This is a genomic window from Croceitalea vernalis, assembly GCF_031846405.1.
Classification (GTDB): Bacteria; Bacteroidota; Bacteroidia; order Flavobacteriales; family Flavobacteriaceae; genus Croceitalea; species Croceitalea vernalis.
In genome coordinates, this window is the sequence record NZ_JAVRHU010000004.1 from 118,747 (window position 1) to 137,126 (window position 18,380).

The following is an 18,380-nucleotide window of genomic DNA, read 5'->3' on the forward strand; positions in this document are numbered from 1 at the left end:
TTGATTCTTCCTGTTTACTGTTGTTAAATTATTTTAAATCATACGTTATAACATATTTTTTTAGTAATTTTGTTGTTATTGCGTGTAATACTATTGATTTTAAAACTAAAGCTATGAATTTAAAAACTACTCTTTCTATTGGTCTATTTTTTTGCTTTTTAACTGTTCCATCGTCGATCAAAGCTCAAATAGGAGGGCCAAATCTACAGGATTTAGAAGTCTACTTTGAATCGGATTTGCCGGAGGATTTTCAGCAAAACGAGCTAGATTCATTAATCTCTTGGCAAGAACGAATATTATTACACATAGACAAACCAATAGTAAACGAAGGGAGTCCTTTGTTTTTTAAGGCTTACACTTTAACAGGACCAAATAGGGTAAGAGCTACTTTGAGTAAAGTTCTTAAAGTGGAATTGATAAGCAAGTCACAAGATGTTCTTGTAACACAATACCATCAAATTCAGGAAGGAATGTCTGAAGGAGTATTTGAAATTCCGAAAAAATTAGAGAATGGTTCTTATACTTTGAGAGCTTATACAAGATGGATGCAAAATTATGGAGAATCGTTTTATGCTATAAAAAAACTGGTTTTAGGTGAAGTTGATGATGCTTTCGCTAATAACGAAGAAGTGGTTGTTTCTTTTCATCCAGAAGGAGGTGGCTTAATTAGCAACTTTAATAATAGGCTTCTGATTAAAGCTTCTACAAAAGAAGGTTATCCGGCAAATATAAAAGGTGATATAATTGATGAAGAAGGTAATAGAATAATGCCTTTAGTTTCTTTTGATAATGGCATAATGTCCACTATTTTTAAACCAAATTCCAATCAAAATTATAGGCTAAAAACTAACGATGGTAGTATTTTTAAGTTGCCAAGGGTGAATGAAAAGGGTTATGTTTTAAATGTTAATAATTTAAATCCAGAACTTTTAAACATTCGTGTACAGGCCTCTCCAGAGATTTCAAACAGGGTAGTTAAGATTAATGGAATCATGGGTGGTGTTACTTATTTTAGTAACAAATTAGATTTAAAAACTTCTCTTGCCGAGCTTCAAATTTCTAAAAAGGGAATTCCTTTTGGAGTAATGACAATTTCTTTGGTTGATGAAAATAATCAACAAGTTTCCAAACGTCCAGTTTTTATTGATGTTGATAATACTTTAAAGCTATCTATCGCTCCTTTAAACGAAAATGGCAAGAGTGGAGAACTAGCTTTTAAGGTTAAGGTTTCTGATAGTGATGATAATCCTGTTGCTACACAAGTAACATTAAGTGCCACGAATACAGTTTCAAGAGTTAACGAGATTAAAATAGAAGAACATAGCGGTTTTAATTGGGAACGAGATGAACTTGTTAAAACAGCAAAAAACTCAGCCAGAACAAATCGCTTTAAAAAAGATTTAGAATTATTGATCTCAAGTGAAAATAGCTCCCCATCTTTTCAAAACCTCCCAGATAAAATTAAATATCCTTTTCAAAAAGGATTAGACCTTTTTGGTTATGCCTATGATTTGAACAACAAGTTGTTAGAAAACACCAAAATTCAAATGTTAAGCGCGTCAGACGCAAATGTGGTAGTGAAGGAGCTGGAAACTGATGGTTCAGGACGAATACGAATAGAAAATTTGCAATTAGTAGGTGACAATGAATTGATTTTTCGTACAAAAGGTGACGATACCAAATCTCGATTAGTAAAACTGGTGCCCATACAAGAAAGTTATGACGAAGACCATAAGCCTAAATCAATACTTGATTTTAAAAAGACGAAAAACCGCGATGCGGTTCAAAGTTCGCCATGGCAACCTATTAGTAGTGACGATATGATAGAATTAGAGGAAGTAGTAGTTTTAGAGAGTAAGATGAAAGAGAATAAAACTACCCCATCTGTTTATGGAATTGTACCGGACAGAGTTGTTTTCCAAGATGTAAAACGACCGGTAACAATTCCACAACTCTTAATGGGTATACCAGGGGTGCAAGTCATAGGATTTGGTACATTGGAGCCTAGACTTAGTCTGCCAAGAGCGGCTGGTATGGGACCGGTTTTATGGGTTATAGATGGTTTTCCGCTAATACAGCCCACATCCCTTCTTGATATTATTAATTTAATCAGTAGTGCAGATGTTGAGAGAATAGAAATACTATATGGTGCTCAGGCAGCTATTTACGGAACTCGAGCCTCAGGTGGTGCAATTGTGCTTTATACTAGAAGTGCAGCTGGACTTGATTATATTAACAGAAAAGAAGGTCGTTTGAATTTTCAGGGTTATTATGAGTCTCTAAGTTTTGATAGTTATTCTGAGTTACTGTCTAAAAGGCCTAAAAAATATGAGGATAAAGCCACGACACTTTTTTGGAATCCTAATATTCAAACTGATGAAAACGGTGAAGCTATTGTTCGTTTTACGCCACCTATTGATTATAAAAACCTTAAAATTAAAGTAAGCACGGTTACTGAAAAGGGAGAAATTGCAAGTACTAAATTGATTTTTTAACTACATTAATTATTTTAATAAAAAACCATCAAAAATAGTTGCGTTGTTGATAATGAAAAAGTATTTTTGCATCCGCGTTTTGCGCAGGTTCTTACAAATATTAAGATTAAAGGAGAGGTGCCGGAGTGGTAACGGAGCAGATTGCTAATCTGTCGACGCGTAAGTGTCGCATGGGTTCGAGTCCCATTCTCTCCGCAATTTCTTTTAATTAAAGATAACCATCGGGGTGTAGCGTAGCCCGGTTATCGCGCCGCGTTTGGGACGCGGAGGTCGCAGGTTCGAATCCTGCCACCCCGACAAAAGCCAGTTCATAAAATGAACTGGCTTTTTTTATTTTGAGCTATAATGAGAATAGAAATCCATTGATAATTTTATATAAATTCTCTCAATAATACTTCATCAGAATCGTTCTTAAATTTGCCAGACAGTGTAATTTTAATTATTCGGACACATCAAAAACGTCAAATTAATTTCATTTTTTATGCGTCTAAATGAATGAACATAGAGCTCTTGAAATTAGAACGAACAGTTTTTCTTGAATTTTTGATAAAGGAGCCTTAAAACCTTAATTTAAGGCAGCTTACCAGCAAATAGTTTTAATATTTTTTCAAACAATTCATTTAATATTGAACAAAATTGTTCTCTATACCATCTTATCCGATAGTTTCACAACAAATTTTCTATAATTCTTTGTTTGGAATCTAAATTTATCCCTAGCTACCAAACAACCAATGATAAAAAGACCAAACGCATTCTTAATTACATTCAGAACATATTTTAGTAATTGGGCAATTTTGAAAAGTAAACAGAAAACCCTCAATTTGAATTCAAAAGAATATTCAACTCTGTTGAGCAAAGTTATTCTGGTAATTTCTTTAGTATGTTGTTTAAATATTTCTGCTCAGACCACAAATATTTCGGGTGTTATTAATGATTATACTGCAGTAACAGCTATAAGCTGCATATCAGGTGGAGAAATTGAAGTTGCCTCCACCACCTCTTTATCTCCTGGAGATAAAGTTTTACTTATTCAAATGAAAGGGGCAATTATAAATGAATCTGCTACAAGTTCTTATGGAACTGTAACTGACTATGGTGCTTCCGGTCAATATGAAGTACAGGAGATTCAAAGTATTTCTGGTAATACAATTTTCTTTACTTACTCATTAGAAAATAATTATGATGTTTTAGGTTCTGTTCAGTTAGTAAGAATACCCGAATATGATACAGCCAATATTAATGGGACCTTAACAGCGCAGTCATGGAATGGAACCACTGGAGGAGTCTTGATATTTTTCGCTAATAATGTATCGCTAAATGCAAATATTGATGTGCAGGGTTTAGGATTTAGGGGTGGTGCCGTTTCAGCCAATAATTCGACAAGAAATCAAGGCGGTTATTATTACCAAGCAGGTACGGGTAATGCCGGCTATAAAGGCGAGGGAATAGCAGAAGTTATAACAACAAAGGAAACCGGTAGAGGAGCACAAGCCATTGGTGGTGGAGGTGGAAATGCACACAATAACGGTGGTGGAGGTGGTGCTAACTATGGTTTAGGTGGTAATGGAGGAACATGGTCCAGTGAAACTTTTATTGGTTTTGGTGGAAAATCAGTCACAAACCAAATAACGGATAATAGAATTTTCCTTGGAGGAGGCGGTGGTGGTGGACATCAAAACAATAATGTAGCTGGAGCCGGAAGTGCTGGAGGAGGAATTATTATTATTCAATCTCAAACAATTACAGCCAATGGAAATCAGATTCTAGCAAATGGAATAGCTGGTGTTCAAGCACCTAATAATGATGGATCCGGAGGAGGAGGTGCTGGTGGTAGTATAATCCTTGAAATTGCTAATCCTTTAACTAATACCACTTTAGAAGCTTCAGGAGGAAATGGTGGAAATAACATTCGAAGTCATGGAGCTGGTGGAGGTGCCGGTGGAGGATTTATAGTGATATCAAGTTCTATTGGAGGCTCTGTAACCACCGTTGTAGCAGGAGGAACAGGAGGAACATCTGGAGGTGCAGTTCAAGCAACTGACGGAACTGTAGGTTTAGTAAGTACTTCTTTAAGTTTAATAACGTCTAATACATCATCTGGTCCAATTACAGAAATATGTAATAATGGTATTGACGATGATTGTGATGGTTTTACCGATTGTTTTGATTCCGACTGTAGTTTAAGTGCGACTTGTGTAGACAGTGATTTAGATGGAATTGTAGACGCGGTGGATTTAGATGATGATAATGATGGCCTTCTTGATACTACAGAAAGTGATGGTTGCCAAGTTCAATTTTCTGAGCTTAATTGGCATGGGGCTGCTGCGGCCAATGTTTCAGCCACTGCAGACCTCTTAACTGTTTCTGGTTCTGCCTGGGCTAATGCCTATTCAGACGAAACTTTTAGTTTGCCAATTAGAATAATAGGAACCGTAAATTCAGTTGGTAATGGTATGTTGGGTATTCTGCCCACATTTATGCCTGAAACTGCTAGTTGGAATGACCAAGGATTTAAATTTCAGTTTAACGGAAGTAATGGAATGTACGTTAGACACGGCAATGTTAACACAGGTTGGAACGCACCTTCTATTGTTGGAACCCAATTCATATTAGATATAGATCAAAATGGTACGATGACTTACTCCCATGATGGCAATATTGTCTATACTGGAACGGTACCAGATACTGATTATAAAATAACACTAAGTAGAGGAGCATTTCAAATTAGTGATTTGAGAATTGAATTCTCAGACTGTAGCGGTGAACTGGATACTGATAATGATGGAACTCCCAATAGATTAGATTTAGATTCAGATGGCGACGGGTGTACTGATGTACAAGAGGCAGGATTTACAGATAATAATGGAGATGGTCGTTTAGGACCAGCTGCACTCACTGTAGATTCACAAGGTTTGGTGACAAGCGGTATAGACGGTTATACTGGTTCTAATACTTCAGTATTGGATGGGGAATGCTCCGATTTAGATAATGATGGAGTCCTTGATTTTTTAGATTTAGATGACGACAATGATGGTATAACAGATTTAGATGAAAACTGTTTTGTAACACCTGAAGATCTCACTTGGCATGGCACTGCAGCGGCTAATATGACTAATCCATCGAGTGGTACATTAGCAGTAACAGGTTCCGCATGGGCTAATGCCTATTCTGACCAAACTTTTTCAGTACCATTTACTATAGAAGGTACAGTTTCAACGGCCGTAAACGGTATGATAGGAATCTTGCCAAATGCCGGAACTGAAACTTCTAGTTGGAATGATGGAGGATATAAATTTCAGTTCAATGCGAGTAATGGTATGTACATTCGACATGGAGCTATAAATCGTGGATGGCAGTTGCCAATTATAGTAGGAACTTCATTCAAGTTAGAAATTTTAGCATCTGGTACTATGAATTATTATCATGATGGCTCCCTGATTTACTCAGGTGTTATTTCTTTAACAGACTATAAGCTTACTATTTCTAGAGGAAGTTTTACCGTTGATGACTTTACTATTTATGAACCACTTTCTACTTGTAATGATATAGATAGTGATGGCGTGCCTAATTTTATAGATATTGATTCTGATGGCGACGGCTGTAATGATGTCTTAGAAGCAGGTTTTACAGATACAGATGGAGATGGTGAGGTAGATGGCAGTGGATATGCAACTAACGGAACTGTTCTAGACTCTGATGGCTATACAATGCCTGCAGACGCTGACTCTAGTGGCATCTATGATTTTCTAGAGGCTGGTATAGCCCCTACTTTTATAAACCAGCCTACCAATAGTGTCGTTTGTTTTGGTTGTAACGCCTCCTTTACCGCTGTGACTGCCGATGCAGATAGTTTTCAATGGCAGATCTTCAATGGCACTGATTGGGATGATTTAACAGATGTAGGAATTTATAGTGGCACATCTACCGCCACAATAAGTTTGACAAATGTTACTCAGTCACTAAATGGTAACCAATATAGATTACAGGTTTCAAATACTACCTATAGTTGTCAAACAACTTCAGAGGAGGTTACTTTAAATACTCGTGTCACTACAATTATAACCAATAGACAACGAACTTATAGAGTTAACAAACATTGAATTTCTAATATTTTGTAATGAAGATATTTAATTTTTGTAATTTTTAAATTGCAGTCATTCCAACAAAAAAAGCCGAATACAATTATTTGTATTCGGCTTTTTTATTCACAATACTTTAAAGCTTATCCCTTCGGGTCAATATTTACTCCTGGTTTTGAAGAAGCAGTTTTAGGGTCAATATTTACTCCTGGTTTTGAAGAAGCAGTTTTTGGGTCAATGTTTACTCCTGGTTTAGAGGAAGCTTTGTTGGAATCTTTAGTCGGCATGATACTTATTTTTTTGTGGTTTATGTTCTATATTAGTGAAAATAAGAACGCTATCCAAATTTAGCTGATTAATCATTGGCTAAATGGAGGGCCTATTCAACCAAACCAAATGAAGTTTAGTGAGTTTTTAATTGAGTGTCGCGAAAAGGATGTTTTCAAACGACTTTCAATTTATGTAGTATCTAGTTGGGTATTGCTTCAAGTGGTTTCATTACTTGCAGATCCTTTGAACCTGCCAAAGTCTTCATTAACGGTTTTATTGTTGATTTTAATTATTGGTTTCCCACTATATATTTTCTTTTTGTGGCAGTATGGTATTAAACTAGAGAATACTTCAAATACTAATATTTCTGATAATAACGCTAAAGCATCTTCTAAAAATGGACTAGAAATAGATCCTCCTTTAACTAGTCAAAACGAGATTCCCTCTGATTATTTACGATTTAGAAAAATGTATTTTGTTTCTACAGGTTTCTTGGGCCTTTTGTCCTTAGTGGCTGTTATTTTTATTATTCGCACCAATTTTTTAAGTACAAAAACTGTCGTTCCACCATTGCTTTCAAGCGAACCTATGAGCGATAAAATTGCTATTGTAAAGTTTGACAATAACACTGGGGATGAAAAATTTGATGTGGTTAGTAAAATGACCGTGGATTGGATAATGCATGGGATTACCCAAAATAAGGTCGCCCAAGTAATTTCTCCTAAGATTATTGATGACTATGCCAATGTGCTTAAAGCTTCAATGCTGCCCTTACCGGAAGTAAAAGTTTTAAGTGAATACTTGAAACCTTCAAAAGTAATTACAGGTAATTTTTACCTAAACAAAAACGAATTAATCTTTCAGTCTTCAATAACAGATGATAAATTAAACGAAACGTTTATCTCTTTCAACCCAATAAAATGTAATCCGCAAGCACCTTTAGAGTGTATTGAAGCTTTAAAACAAAGAATTCTAGGGTATTTTGTAGTTGAAGAAAATCCACTGGAGAATTTACAAGAAACACCACCAAATTTTGAAGCCTATCAACATGTTCTTAATGCTAAAGCTGTTTATGGTAATGACGAAGAGTATCTTAAGCTTATAAATGCCGCGATTAAGGCTGATGATTCCTACTTTGAACCAAAGGTCAATAGAATTGCCCATTTCTACAATAAGGGTAATTACATAAAAGCAGATAGTTTATTGACTTTATTGAGAAAAAAGCCAAGCAGTAATAAGCGGCAAAGTAATCTATTAAACATGTATGAAGCACTTTTAGAGGGCGATAATAGAGCTACTTATGAATATTTAAAAAATGAATATGACACGTATCCAGATGATATAGATACTAATTCAAGTTTGATGACCGTTGCGTTACAATTTGTAAATAGACCCGAAGATGTTGCTCGAATATACTCCAGAATTAATATAAGTGATGTTGATACCAAAGATTGTGCTCAATGTGAGTTTAGATATTATATTAAGGGTATATCAGAAATAGAATTGGGAAATTATAATTCGACTATTGAATTATTGAAACCATTTATAAAGACTAAAGAAAATAAGCTTTTAAAACGTGTTCTTTTAATGGCATATATTAAATCAAATACTGAAGACACTAAAGTTGATAACTTATTAGCAAGTACTAAGTTGCTCATGTCGTCGTCGGACTGGCGAAACTTTTCACTTTTAGCAGGCAAACTTTATTTATTACAATCTAGCCCTGAAAAGGCAACAAAACATTTTCAGAATGTTGTAGAATCTTTGAATGGCATTAATGATTTGTCTAAAGATGAGTTCAAAGATTTAGGAGATGCTTACTTCTATTTGGCTGATTACAAAACAGCTTCAAAATACCTTCAAGAGTATTCTAATATTAAACAGGATAATGGTCTTTATAGCCACCTAGGTACCTTGGCAATTTGTTATCAAATGATTAATGATAAAAAAAATGCTATGGCCACCTTAAATCAACTTGAGAATTATCGAGATTCATTTAAATATGGTCATATCGATTACACCTATGCGCAATACTATGCCTTTATTGGCAATCAAGACAAAGCAATTAATCATTTATTTCGAGCTGTAGCTGATGGTAAATGGTATACAACGGATGGTTATCAAAATGATGTCTTATTAAAGTCTGTAAAAGAATCTCAAGATTTTATTAAAATTTTGAATTTTTGGGACTAATTAAAATAAAGCTCAATGTCTTCTAAGTCTAAAATGTACGCTCTTCTTATAGGTGTTGGTGATGATTTACCATATACTATTAAGGATGCAACTAAACTTTATGATACTTTAATTGATCCTGAGTTGGCAGGATATGAAAAGGATAATGTCATTCTGGTCTGTGATAAAGAAGCAACACGTGATGGGATATTAAATTCCCTGGATAAGTTGATTGAAACTACTAATGAAGATTCATCGGTTTTAATTTACTATTCTGGGCATGGAGGCAAATACATGAGTCAGCATAAGTTTTTTTTACAACCTTATGGTATGACTGCGGAAAACTATGCTACACATTGGGTGATGGCAGAAGAGCTTACAGAAAAAATTAATGCCATAAAATCTAACAAAATCGTATTTCTTTTAGATTGTTGCCATGCTGAGGGCATGACCCAAGAAGGTTTGTTAAATATGGAGGGTTTAGCACAAAAGTTAAACGATAAAGGAGGTATGTGGGTTATTTCATCTTGCCAAGACAATCAAAAATCTTGGCGATTACCAAATGCAGAAAATAGTCTTTTTACTGAATGTTTATTAGAGGTAATCTCCGGTAACCACAAAAAGCCATTTACAGAGCCCAACGTTACCATAACAGATGTTGTTGAACATATTTTTGACGAGGTACCAAAAAGAGCTAGTAAATGCATTGATGAAAACACGGGTGAGCCCATAAATCAACGGCCATTTGCAAAATTTCAAATGTCAGAGAATGTTGTACTTAGTAATTTTCCTAGAAATTTGGAATCTCACGCAGCTACCATTACTGAACTAGAACCAAATATTGAAAAGTTAGACGAACGTGGTTTAATCAAACTTCTCGACGCAATGAGTTTCCTTGGTCGTAGAGATGAAGCTATCAATATTTTAGAAAATCACAAGAAAACTTCAGGTGATGCGGATTTGCTTAATATTTTAGGTAATCTATTTAAAGAAAAGTATTTAGAGACTAATTTTGAAGAGCCAGGTTTAATTTCCTTAGAACACCATAAAAAAGCGCTTGAAATTGCTACTAAAGAGGAAGATGAACAACAAATTTATTTAAATAGCATTAATCTAGCCTTTCTTTACCTACTATTAGATTTAAGTAAAAAAGAGGTGAGATTTTATGCTGATTTAGCTTTTAACGCTGCAAAAAATTATTATTACCCAAGCCCAGAAAAATTTGGAACAATGGGTGAAGCTTGTATTTATTTAAATCTGTTAGAAAAGGCTAAAGAAAATTATAATTTGGCATCAGAAAAAGCTGGAATTAGAACAAGAATGAATCTTTATAAAGATGCTTACGCTGTCTATACCACACTTTATGATGATAATAAAGACGACCCCTTTTTAATATTTTTGAATAATAAATTGCTTTCTTAAGTAATAAAATCAGTAACTTATACACGACTAAACAACCTAATAATTAAACTAATGAGTACTTCAGACAATGAAAATCTTTCTGACTTACTAGAGGATTTAAAGGCTGGTTTTAATCTTCACAGAATAAAAATTAAAGGTAGAATTAGAAATTCTTATATAAAAATAGGCCTTGGTGTGCTCATAGTTGTGGCTTTAATTGCTGTTTCTTATTTAGATGCTACTATTTTTGATGCTATATCCGGCTTGAAAGAGCGTCTAGAATTCGCTGCACCAATAATGGGTGTGCCTACATCATTCACTTTTGCTTCTTTAAATCAAACGAAATCTTTAAAAAAACAAATGGAAGGTATTTATGATTTTGAAGATAAAGTGAGTGAATGGGAAAAGGGCTTATCTGAATTTAACAAAAAAGATGTTTTATCTCTAGAACATGAATTCGAGCGTTATATAAGATAAATTCCAACTAACCAAACAACCATCCATAATGAGTAAAATCCAAGAAAGAATAGCTGAATTAGACAAGGTTTCGAAAAAAACTAGAACGGTAAATAATATTTTGTGGGTATTCGTTTTTGCACTTGTGGCCCTTGCAGGATATTTTGCTTATGAATCTTCGGTAAAAGAAAAGGAGATAGAAAAATTATTGAGTTTGTCTAATGACGCTAAAGAAAAACTTGCTTTAAGTGAATCGACGACACAAGCTAAATTCGATTCTATTATAAGGGCTTCAGATGCTGATTTATGGCAACAGGCTAAAAAAATAAACACCTTGAAAGCTTATTCAAATTATGCTCAAGAGAATCCATATGATTCAATTCATAAGGCTGATTTGATAAAAGCTGTGAATAATCTTCTTAGCAATGTAGGTTATGTTCAGTATCAAGAAACGAATGGCAATAAGCTTTATACAGTTAATACAGAAATTCATTTAGAAGGAGAGTATGTTCAATTTAAGAACGATAAGGCAATTAGGAACGGAGCAATTGGTATAAACGACTGCGGTGCGGATAATTCGAAAAGAATAGATGTCATCAATAAAGGAAAAACCGTAAGGGTTAATAAGTTGTGTGAAGCTCCAGGCAGTCAATCAATTTGGGCAGAAATTGCTTATTCAAATTAAGTTTTTAAGACGTGGTCTAATTTAGTTTTTCTTAGATTCAACTTAATTTTTGAAATAATAAATCCAATAATTTTAAAACTAAATTATACATTACTATATTTGCACCCGCAAAATAGGTCGCGTAGCTCAGCTGGATAGAGCATCTGCCTTCTAAGCAGACGGTCAAAGGTTCGAATCCTTTCGCGATCACAGAATAATAAAGCCTTGTTTTTACAAGGCTTTTCTGTTTCTATTCTCAAAATTTGATACAACTACTACCTTCGTTTTTGGTCTTTAATATTTTTCTTCAAATACTTCCTGCCAACATATTTCCATTTGTGCCTCTTTTTAAAGAACTTCACAAAAAGATATAAGATGACCATTTTTATAGATATGGATGAGGTAATTGCTGATACTTATCAAGGGCATATTGATTTATATAACCAAGAATTTGACAGTAGTTTTTCAAAGTCAGATTGCGATGGCAAAGATTTTTGGCAATTAGTGCCAGAAGCTCATATTGAAAATATTAGAGGACATGCCCGAAAAGAGGGATTCTATATTAACTTAAAAGTCATTGAACATAGTCAAGAAGTTTTAAAACGACTAAGTCAAAAACATGAAGTTTTTATTGCATCTGCGGCTATGCAGTTTCCTAATTCATTAAGGGAAAAGTCAGATTGGCTTGATCAATATTTTCCTTTTATTCCATGGCAAAATCGTATACTTTGTGGAGAGAAGTATATTTTGAATGGTGATGTTTTAATTGATGATAGAAGTTATCATTTACGAAAATTTGAGAATAGAGGAATTCTTTTTACTTCACCGCATAATGCCAAAACGGAAGGTTTCGAAAGGGCGAGTTCTTGGCTGGAAATTGAAAAAATGCTGTCATGAAACAATTAATTTTAATATCAATTGCAGTTTCATTTCTTTTTTTATCGGGTTGCGCGGGTCAAAGTCGTCTTATTGACAATGAATATGAAACCGTTACTAAAGAGAACTTACAGTACTATCTCTACTTTCCAAAAGACTACGATAAGACTGAGGATGAAGAATTTGGTTTACTACTATTTCTGCACGGGGGCGGTGAATCAGGAGCTGAGTTAGAAGAAATTAAAAAGAACGGACCTCCAAAATTATTAGTAGAAGGTAAAGAGTTTCCTTTCTTAATTTTAGCGCCACAAAATCCGCATAAAAGGAAATGGTGGAATATTCATGCAGTAAATCAACTGCTTGACGAAATTGTCAAAACAAACAGAATTGACCCTAAGCGTATTTACCTAACCGGACTAAGTAGGGGAGGCAGTGCCGCTTGGGATTTGGCTGTTCAATACCCAAAAAAATGGGCTGCATTAGCTGTAGTATGTGGTATGGCGCCTGTACCATATGCACACTGGATTGATAAAAAACTCCCAATTTGGGTTTTTCATGGAGATATGGATAAAGTGATTTCTATTGAAGAGTCGGATAAAATGGTTGCTAAGTTAAAGCAGATGAGTTATGATGTTAAGTATACTCGTTATAAAGGTGTAGGTCATAATTCTTGGGCTAGGGCTTATACTACCGATGAGTTATATGAATGGATTAACAATCAAAAATTAGACTAATGACACGTTATTTTTTTCTTTTCGTGTTAATTAGTATAACGGCTTGCAAAAGGTCTGCAGAACGGGTTAAAAATACTCCAGTTGAAGTAATTGGGACAGGTTTAGATACAGTCTTAGAAGTTGTTGAATTACCAGTTAAGCAAAAAGAACTGCGTTCTTTTGAAGGGATAGCGGATAGTACTTTTATTCGCTTGGCTGATTTTAGCAACGATTTTGTTTTTGATATGCGTTATGCAACAGAAAATAATTTTTTAAAAGCTAAAGTATACGATTGTGCGGAATGTTACACCAGAATGCGAACAGCCAAAGCCTTGTTAAAGGCGAACAAAGAGTTTTTAGAACAAGGTGTAAAAATTAAATTCTTTGACTGCTACCGGCCTAATTCTGTACAATATAAAATGTGGGAAATAGTGCCCAACCCCCAGTATGTAGCAAATCCGGTAAAAGGTTCCATACATAACAAAGGTGGTGCTGTAGATATAACTTTAGTCGATTTAGAAGGTAATGAGCTCGATATGGGGACGGACTTTGACTTTTTTGGAAAACGTGCCTATCATGATAACCTGGACTTGCCAATAGAAATCCTTAATAATAGAAAATTACTTAAGGAAACTATGGAAAAGCATGGGTTTTGGTCAATTAGAACAGAGTGGTGGCATTACAACCTATCTGCTGGCAGCAATGCTAAAATTGCCAATTTTAAATGGGAATGCGAGTAGAGGAGATTTTTCTAAATTATTAAGGATTCATACTAATTAACCTTGTGCCTATTTTTTATGTCTTTTGGCCTTTTATTATTATTCGTTTATTGTTAGAATTGGTAGTAAAAAAGAGATAATGGTCTCCGCCTTCTTTTAACTTTATTTTTTTTCGAATACTTGCTACTGATTCAGGAAAGTTGCGTGTAGTGATATTAGCTTTAGTTAAATTTAGTTTTTGAAGTTCTTTTTTGTTACAGGGTAATACATTCTCTATTTTAAACCTTCGCCCGGGAAAATCAATAAACTTTTCAGATGTATATAAATGAGAATGTTCGTGTAGCTTTTTAATTTCAAAAGCTTTGCCTATAGATTTAAAACCACCAGATTTCAAAATTGCTGAATTTGGTTCATAAAGAAACTTTTGAGGTAGGTCAATTTCAGAAAGAGTTGCTTTTTCATCTTCAAGTATAAAATCAAATTCCTCATTTGAATTAGTTTTAAGATTTCTGGTTTTTATTTGAATGGACCCACTAAAACCTTTTTCTAAAATCCAGAGTAATTCTTTGACTTCATTTTTAATGGCAACAATATGAATTTCTTTTACAAATTTTAAATCAGAAATACCTTGTTTGATATCCAAAAGAGGAGCCGTTTTTATTAAAATATTTTTCGATTTTTCAAAAATTTTATCAAGATTTGAAGGAACATCGGGTAAACAATCTTGTAATAAAAACACTTTTCCTTTTACCTCATTACGTCGTGATGGATCAATAAAAATCCAATCAAAACTAAGCTCAGTTTTATTTAAAAAATCCAATCCATCTTCATTATTAAGAATAATGTTTTTAGCACCTAATACTTCAAAATTATAACTAGCTATTTTGGATAGTTTTTGGTTCAGTTCACAGTGGTAAACTTGATCTATTTTTTTTGAAAAAAAGTAGTCATCTACACCGAAGCCACCGGTAATATCGAGTAGTAATTTTCCAGTTATTAAATCCGCTTTGTATTCAGCAGTTTGTTCTGAACTGGTTTGTTCAATATGTAGCTTTTCTGGGTAGTATATTATAGGGGTTTTGAACCAGGTGGGTAGTTTGTGCTTACATTTTTTTTTGGCTTCAAGCTGCTCAACAAGCTCTTTTTGAGTAATATCTTGAAATAATTGTTTTTTTAATAAAACTGACACGATGTCAGTACTCCAATTATTTTTTATAAACTCCTGAACACCAGTTTTTAAAATAGCTTTATTCAAATTAACACTATAGATTTTTAGTTAGCTTCTTTACAATGCTATTATCGCTTAAAAATTCTTTTAAAATTACCTTAATAGCGGTGTACCCGGGTACCGCAATTACCATTCCCACCACACCAAAAAGTAATCCTGCTATAATGATGACCAAGAAAATTTCTAAGGGATGAGACTTTACAGAATTGGAAAATATGAAGGGTTGTGAAAAGAAATTATCAACCAATTGACCGATCAATAAACCAATCAAAACATAAGAAGTTTTAGGTAAAATAATGGTGCTAAAATCAGCCCCAAGGAAGCTTGTCATTGTAAGTGTAATCATGATGACTCCACCGATGATTGGACCCACATAAGGAATGATGTTAAATAGTGAACATAGAAAGGCAATAACAATGGCATTTTCGACACCCACAATAAGCAAGGTAATTGTATAGATTACAAACAAAATAAATAGTTGTAAAAGTATTCCGCCAAAGTATCTAGATAATAAATTATTGATTTTATCAATTGATTTCACCATGCTTCCTTCTTTTGTATTTGGAACAAAAGTTAAAAGTCCGTTTTGAAATAATTTGCTGTCTTTTAAAAAGAAGAATGAGATAAATAAAACGGAGAATAATCCAATACTAAAATTGCTAAGTACGTTTAGAAATGAATTTAAAAAGTTGGGTATAAAATTTAAATTCAAACCTTCTAGAACATTTTTTTCTAAATCAGAATCTTCAATCATTTCATTAACATTCGATGTTGTGATTCCGAAATAATCAACAATTTCTAAGTAAAGCGTATTTAGGTTGTTTTTTAAATCGTCAATATCTAATAATGAAAGATTTCTACTTTGTTCGTTTATTAGCGGAATGAACAATGCCAAAATACCTATAAAGACACCTAGCATTAAAAGCATAGTTAAAATTACTGCAAGCGTATTTGGAAGTTTTAATTTTCTTCTTAAAAACAGGACAATGGGTCTGCCAAGTAAAGCAATCACAGCGGCAATAGCAAGATAAGCTAAGACAGATTGTATTTTAAGTAAAAAGTAGCCAGTTAAAACAATTGCGGTAATTATAAGAACTGCTCTAAGAATTCCGTTAGATATGGTTTTTGATTCCATTGGTTAGGTTTTAAAAACGTAAGCTATAATATTTGCCCCCATTTGTAGGGCTTTTAAACGAATCTCTTCGGGGTCATTGTGCACTGAGGGATCTTCCCATCCATCACCTAGGTCGCTTTCAAAAGTAAAAAGTAATACTAATCGTCCTTCATGAAAAATACCCAAGGCTTGTGGACGTTGTCCATCATGCTCATGAATTTTGGGCAATCCTTCCGGAAAATCATATTTTTCATTGAATATTGGATGATCACTACCCAGTTCCTCCAATGCTTTGTCAGGGAATACCTTATTCAATTCTCTTCTTATGTAGGGTTCCATCCCGTAATTATCATCAATATGCAAGAAACCACCCGCTAGAAGGTAAGTTCTAAGATTTTGGGCTTCTTCATTTGAAAAGAACACGTTACCATGCCCAGTCATATGAAGTAGTGGAAATTGAAAAATATTGACATCACCAACTTCGATAGTTTGCGGCTTATTTTCAATAGTAGTATCTAAGTTTTCATTGCAAAAACGAATTAGATTTGTTAGGGCTGTTGGATTAGAATACCAATCACCTCCACCCCCATATTTTAGAATTGCAATTTCTTGTGATTGAAGGCTGTTCATCACAAAAAAAGTTAAAAAAACTACTATTTTGGTAAGTTGCTGCATTTAAAAACGAATACTATAAGAGAATCAAAAATACAGAATAAGATGTATAAAAAAATCATAATTCCAATTGTGGTCTTGGTGGGCTTAGCAACAATGGCTTTTTATCAAAATAAAGATGAAGCTACAATTGCAAAAGAGCCTAATAATATTGATGAATTTGAATCAATTGTGGTTTTAGAACTCTTTACTTCTCAAGGATGTTCTAGTTGTCCACCGGCAGATGTTTTGTTAGAAAAGGCAAAGGATGATTTTCCGGATAAAGTTTTTGCATTGTCTTATCATGTTGATTACTGGAATTATATAGGATGGAATGATCCATACAGTAAATCGGCCTATACCTTAAAACAAAGAGCTTATAATCAAAAGTTTAAATCAAGAAATAATTACACTCCGCAAATGGTAATAAATGGTTCCGAGCATTTTGTGGGTTCTGATAGACTTACTTTAAATTCAAAGATTGCGACCTATGGAAAACAACCAGCAATGAACAGAGTGTTAGTATCTAAAATTGAAAGAACTGATTCGTTTATCAAGTTTGATTTTGAAATCGAAGGTAAGTTGACTGGTAAAAAATTAAGAACAGTCTTAGTTTTAAACAACCGAATTACATCTGTAAAAAGAGGAGAGAATAAAAATAGAACTTTGAAAAATTCAAATATTGTTATTGCAGAAAACTATTTAGATATCAAAACTGCTTTGGATGCAGGAAGTATTAATATCCCTAGCGATATAAGTATTAATGAAGAAGTAACATTAATGTTAATTCTAGAAGATGAGAATTTAAATATTACGGGAGCCGTAAAAGCTAAAATTTAATTATTTAAGATACTCACCACGGTGCAGGCATAGATAGCTGCTGTTTCAGTTCTCAGGCGATTACGGCCTAAAGAAACAGGAGAGAAATTACTTTCAATGGCTTGTTTTATCTCTTTTTTTGAAAAATCACCTTCAGGCCCAATAAGGATTACTACATCTTTATCGGCTTGTAATCTTCTTTTTAATTCTACTTTCTCTCCTTTTTCACAATGAGCAATTAGTTTTAAATTGCCTTTGGTTTGTTCTAAAAATTTATCAAATGTTACTAATGGATTCAATTTAGGCAAGACAGTTTGCAAAGACTGTTTCATAGCGGATTGTAGTACTTTTTCAAGCCTTTCTGGTTTGATTATTTTTCGTTCTGAATGTTCACATAAAATTGGTGTTATTTCACTAATTCCTATTTCGGTAGCTTTTTCTAAAAACCATTCAAAACGGTCATTCATCTTTGTGGGTGCCACAGCCAAATGTAGCGAGTAGGATTTTGGTATAGTTTTATCTTCTGAAATAAGTTGGGCTTTACACTTTTTAATATCAGCGGTAATAATTTCTGCTTCAAACAAGACACCTTTGCCATTTGTTATGTACAGTATGTCTCCAGCTTTTTTACGAAGTACTTTTACAATATGCTTACTTTCTTCAGCTGTAAAGTAGAATTGTTTAAAACTGTTATCTAATGATGGATTGTAAAAGAGCTGCATA

The 18,380-nt window shown here is 33.9% G+C and carries 15 protein-coding genes and 3 tRNA genes; 13 read left to right on the forward strand and 5 right to left on the reverse strand.

Annotation, left to right across the window (positions count from 1 at the left end):
- The first annotated feature begins 113 nt into the window (after positions 1–113).
- The 4 genes from RM520_RS13410 to RM520_RS13425 all read left to right on the forward strand — a co-directional run bounded on the left by RM520_RS13410 (position 114) and on the right by RM520_RS13425 (position 6,595).
- Positions 114–2,495: a TonB-dependent receptor gene (locus tag RM520_RS13410; protein WP_311388337.1), complete on the forward strand. Its 2,382-nt coding sequence runs from the start codon at positions 114–116 to the stop codon at positions 2,493–2,495.
- A 111-nt stretch (positions 2,496–2,606) separates the two neighbouring features.
- Positions 2,607–2,690, forward strand: a tRNA-Ser gene (locus RM520_RS13415).
- Between the two features lie 27 nt (positions 2,691–2,717).
- A tRNA-Pro gene (locus tag RM520_RS13420) sits at positions 2,718–2,792 on the forward strand.
- Between the two features lie 434 nt (positions 2,793–3,226).
- Complete coding sequence (locus RM520_RS13425) at positions 3,227–6,595, forward strand: hypothetical protein (protein WP_311388338.1); 3,369 nt, start codon at positions 3,227–3,229, stop codon at positions 6,593–6,595.
- A gap of 122 nt (positions 6,596–6,717) precedes the next feature.
- Here the strand turns inward: RM520_RS13425 and RM520_RS13430 are convergent, their stop codons facing one another.
- Positions 6,718–6,861: a hypothetical protein gene (locus RM520_RS13430; RefSeq protein ID WP_311386357.1), complete on the reverse strand. Its 144-nt coding sequence runs from the start codon at positions 6,859–6,861 to the stop codon at positions 6,718–6,720.
- Positions 6,862–6,970: 109 nt separating this feature from the next.
- Here RM520_RS13430 and RM520_RS13435 point away from each other — a divergent pair, with 109 nt between their 5' ends.
- The 8 genes from RM520_RS13435 to RM520_RS13470 all read left to right on the forward strand — a co-directional run bounded on the left by RM520_RS13435 (position 6,971) and on the right by RM520_RS13470 (position 13,866).
- A complete protein-coding gene (locus RM520_RS13435; protein WP_311388339.1) occupies positions 6,971–9,037 on the forward strand; it encodes a tetratricopeptide repeat protein in 2,067 nt (688 codons plus the stop codon).
- Positions 9,038–9,052: 15 nt separating this feature from the next.
- A complete protein-coding gene (locus RM520_RS13440) occupies positions 9,053–10,438 on the forward strand; it encodes a caspase family protein (RefSeq protein WP_311388340.1) in 1,386 nt (461 codons plus the stop codon).
- 51 nt (positions 10,439–10,489) lie between these two features.
- Positions 10,490–10,894 carry a hypothetical protein gene (locus RM520_RS13445; RefSeq protein WP_311388341.1) on the forward strand — a complete coding sequence of 135 codons (405 nt, stop codon included), beginning with the start codon at positions 10,490–10,492 and terminating at the stop codon, positions 10,892–10,894.
- 28 nt (positions 10,895–10,922) lie between these two features.
- Positions 10,923–11,558 (forward strand): hypothetical protein, encoded by a 636-nt coding sequence (locus RM520_RS13450; RefSeq protein ID WP_311388342.1) that lies wholly within the window; start codon positions 10,923–10,925, stop codon positions 11,556–11,558.
- Positions 11,559–11,673: 115 nt separating this feature from the next.
- Positions 11,674–11,747, forward strand: a tRNA-Arg gene (locus RM520_RS13455).
- A 165-nt stretch (positions 11,748–11,912) separates the two neighbouring features.
- Positions 11,913–12,434: a 5' nucleotidase, NT5C type gene (locus RM520_RS13460; RefSeq protein WP_311388343.1), complete on the forward strand. Its 522-nt coding sequence runs from the start codon at positions 11,913–11,915 to the stop codon at positions 12,432–12,434.
- The gene (locus RM520_RS13465; protein ID WP_311388344.1) at positions 12,431–13,147 is read left to right on the forward strand and encodes a carboxylesterase family protein; all 717 of its coding nucleotides are present in this window, start codon (positions 12,431–12,433) and stop codon (positions 13,145–13,147) included. The genes RM520_RS13460 and RM520_RS13465 overlap by 4 nt, the downstream gene beginning before the upstream one ends.
- The gene (locus tag RM520_RS13470) at positions 13,147–13,866 is read left to right on the forward strand and encodes a M15 family metallopeptidase (protein ID WP_311388345.1); all 720 of its coding nucleotides are present in this window, start codon (positions 13,147–13,149) and stop codon (positions 13,864–13,866) included. Before RM520_RS13465 ends, RM520_RS13470 begins: the two co-directional genes overlap by 1 nt.
- A gap of 55 nt (positions 13,867–13,921) precedes the next feature.
- Here the strand turns inward: RM520_RS13470 and RM520_RS13475 are convergent, their stop codons facing one another.
- The 3 genes from RM520_RS13475 to RM520_RS13485 are packed head-to-tail and all read right to left on the reverse strand — an operon-like array spanning position 13,922 to position 16,817.
- Positions 13,922–15,100: a class I SAM-dependent methyltransferase gene (locus RM520_RS13475; protein WP_311388346.1), complete on the reverse strand. Its 1,179-nt coding sequence runs from the start codon at positions 15,098–15,100 to the stop codon at positions 13,922–13,924.
- Positions 15,101–15,107: 7 nt separating this feature from the next.
- A complete protein-coding gene (locus RM520_RS13480; RefSeq protein ID WP_311386366.1) occupies positions 15,108–16,208 on the reverse strand; it encodes an AI-2E family transporter in 1,101 nt (366 codons plus the stop codon).
- 3 nt (positions 16,209–16,211) lie between these two features.
- Entirely contained in the window at positions 16,212–16,817 is a 606-nt protein-coding gene (locus RM520_RS13485) for a DUF4159 domain-containing protein (RefSeq protein WP_409220567.1), read from the reverse strand.
- A gap of 87 nt (positions 16,818–16,904) precedes the next feature.
- Here RM520_RS13485 and RM520_RS13490 point away from each other — a divergent pair, with 87 nt between their 5' ends.
- A complete protein-coding gene (locus RM520_RS13490; protein WP_311386368.1) occupies positions 16,905–17,678 on the forward strand; it encodes a DUF1223 domain-containing protein in 774 nt (257 codons plus the stop codon).
- Here RM520_RS13490 and RM520_RS13495 read toward each other — a convergent pair.
- Positions 17,675–18,379 carry a 16S rRNA (uracil(1498)-N(3))-methyltransferase gene (locus RM520_RS13495; protein WP_311386369.1) on the reverse strand — a complete coding sequence of 235 codons (705 nt, stop codon included), beginning with the start codon at positions 18,377–18,379 and terminating at the stop codon, positions 17,675–17,677. The genes RM520_RS13490 and RM520_RS13495 overlap by 4 nt on opposite strands.
- Between the last annotated feature and the right edge of the window lies 1 nt (position 18,380).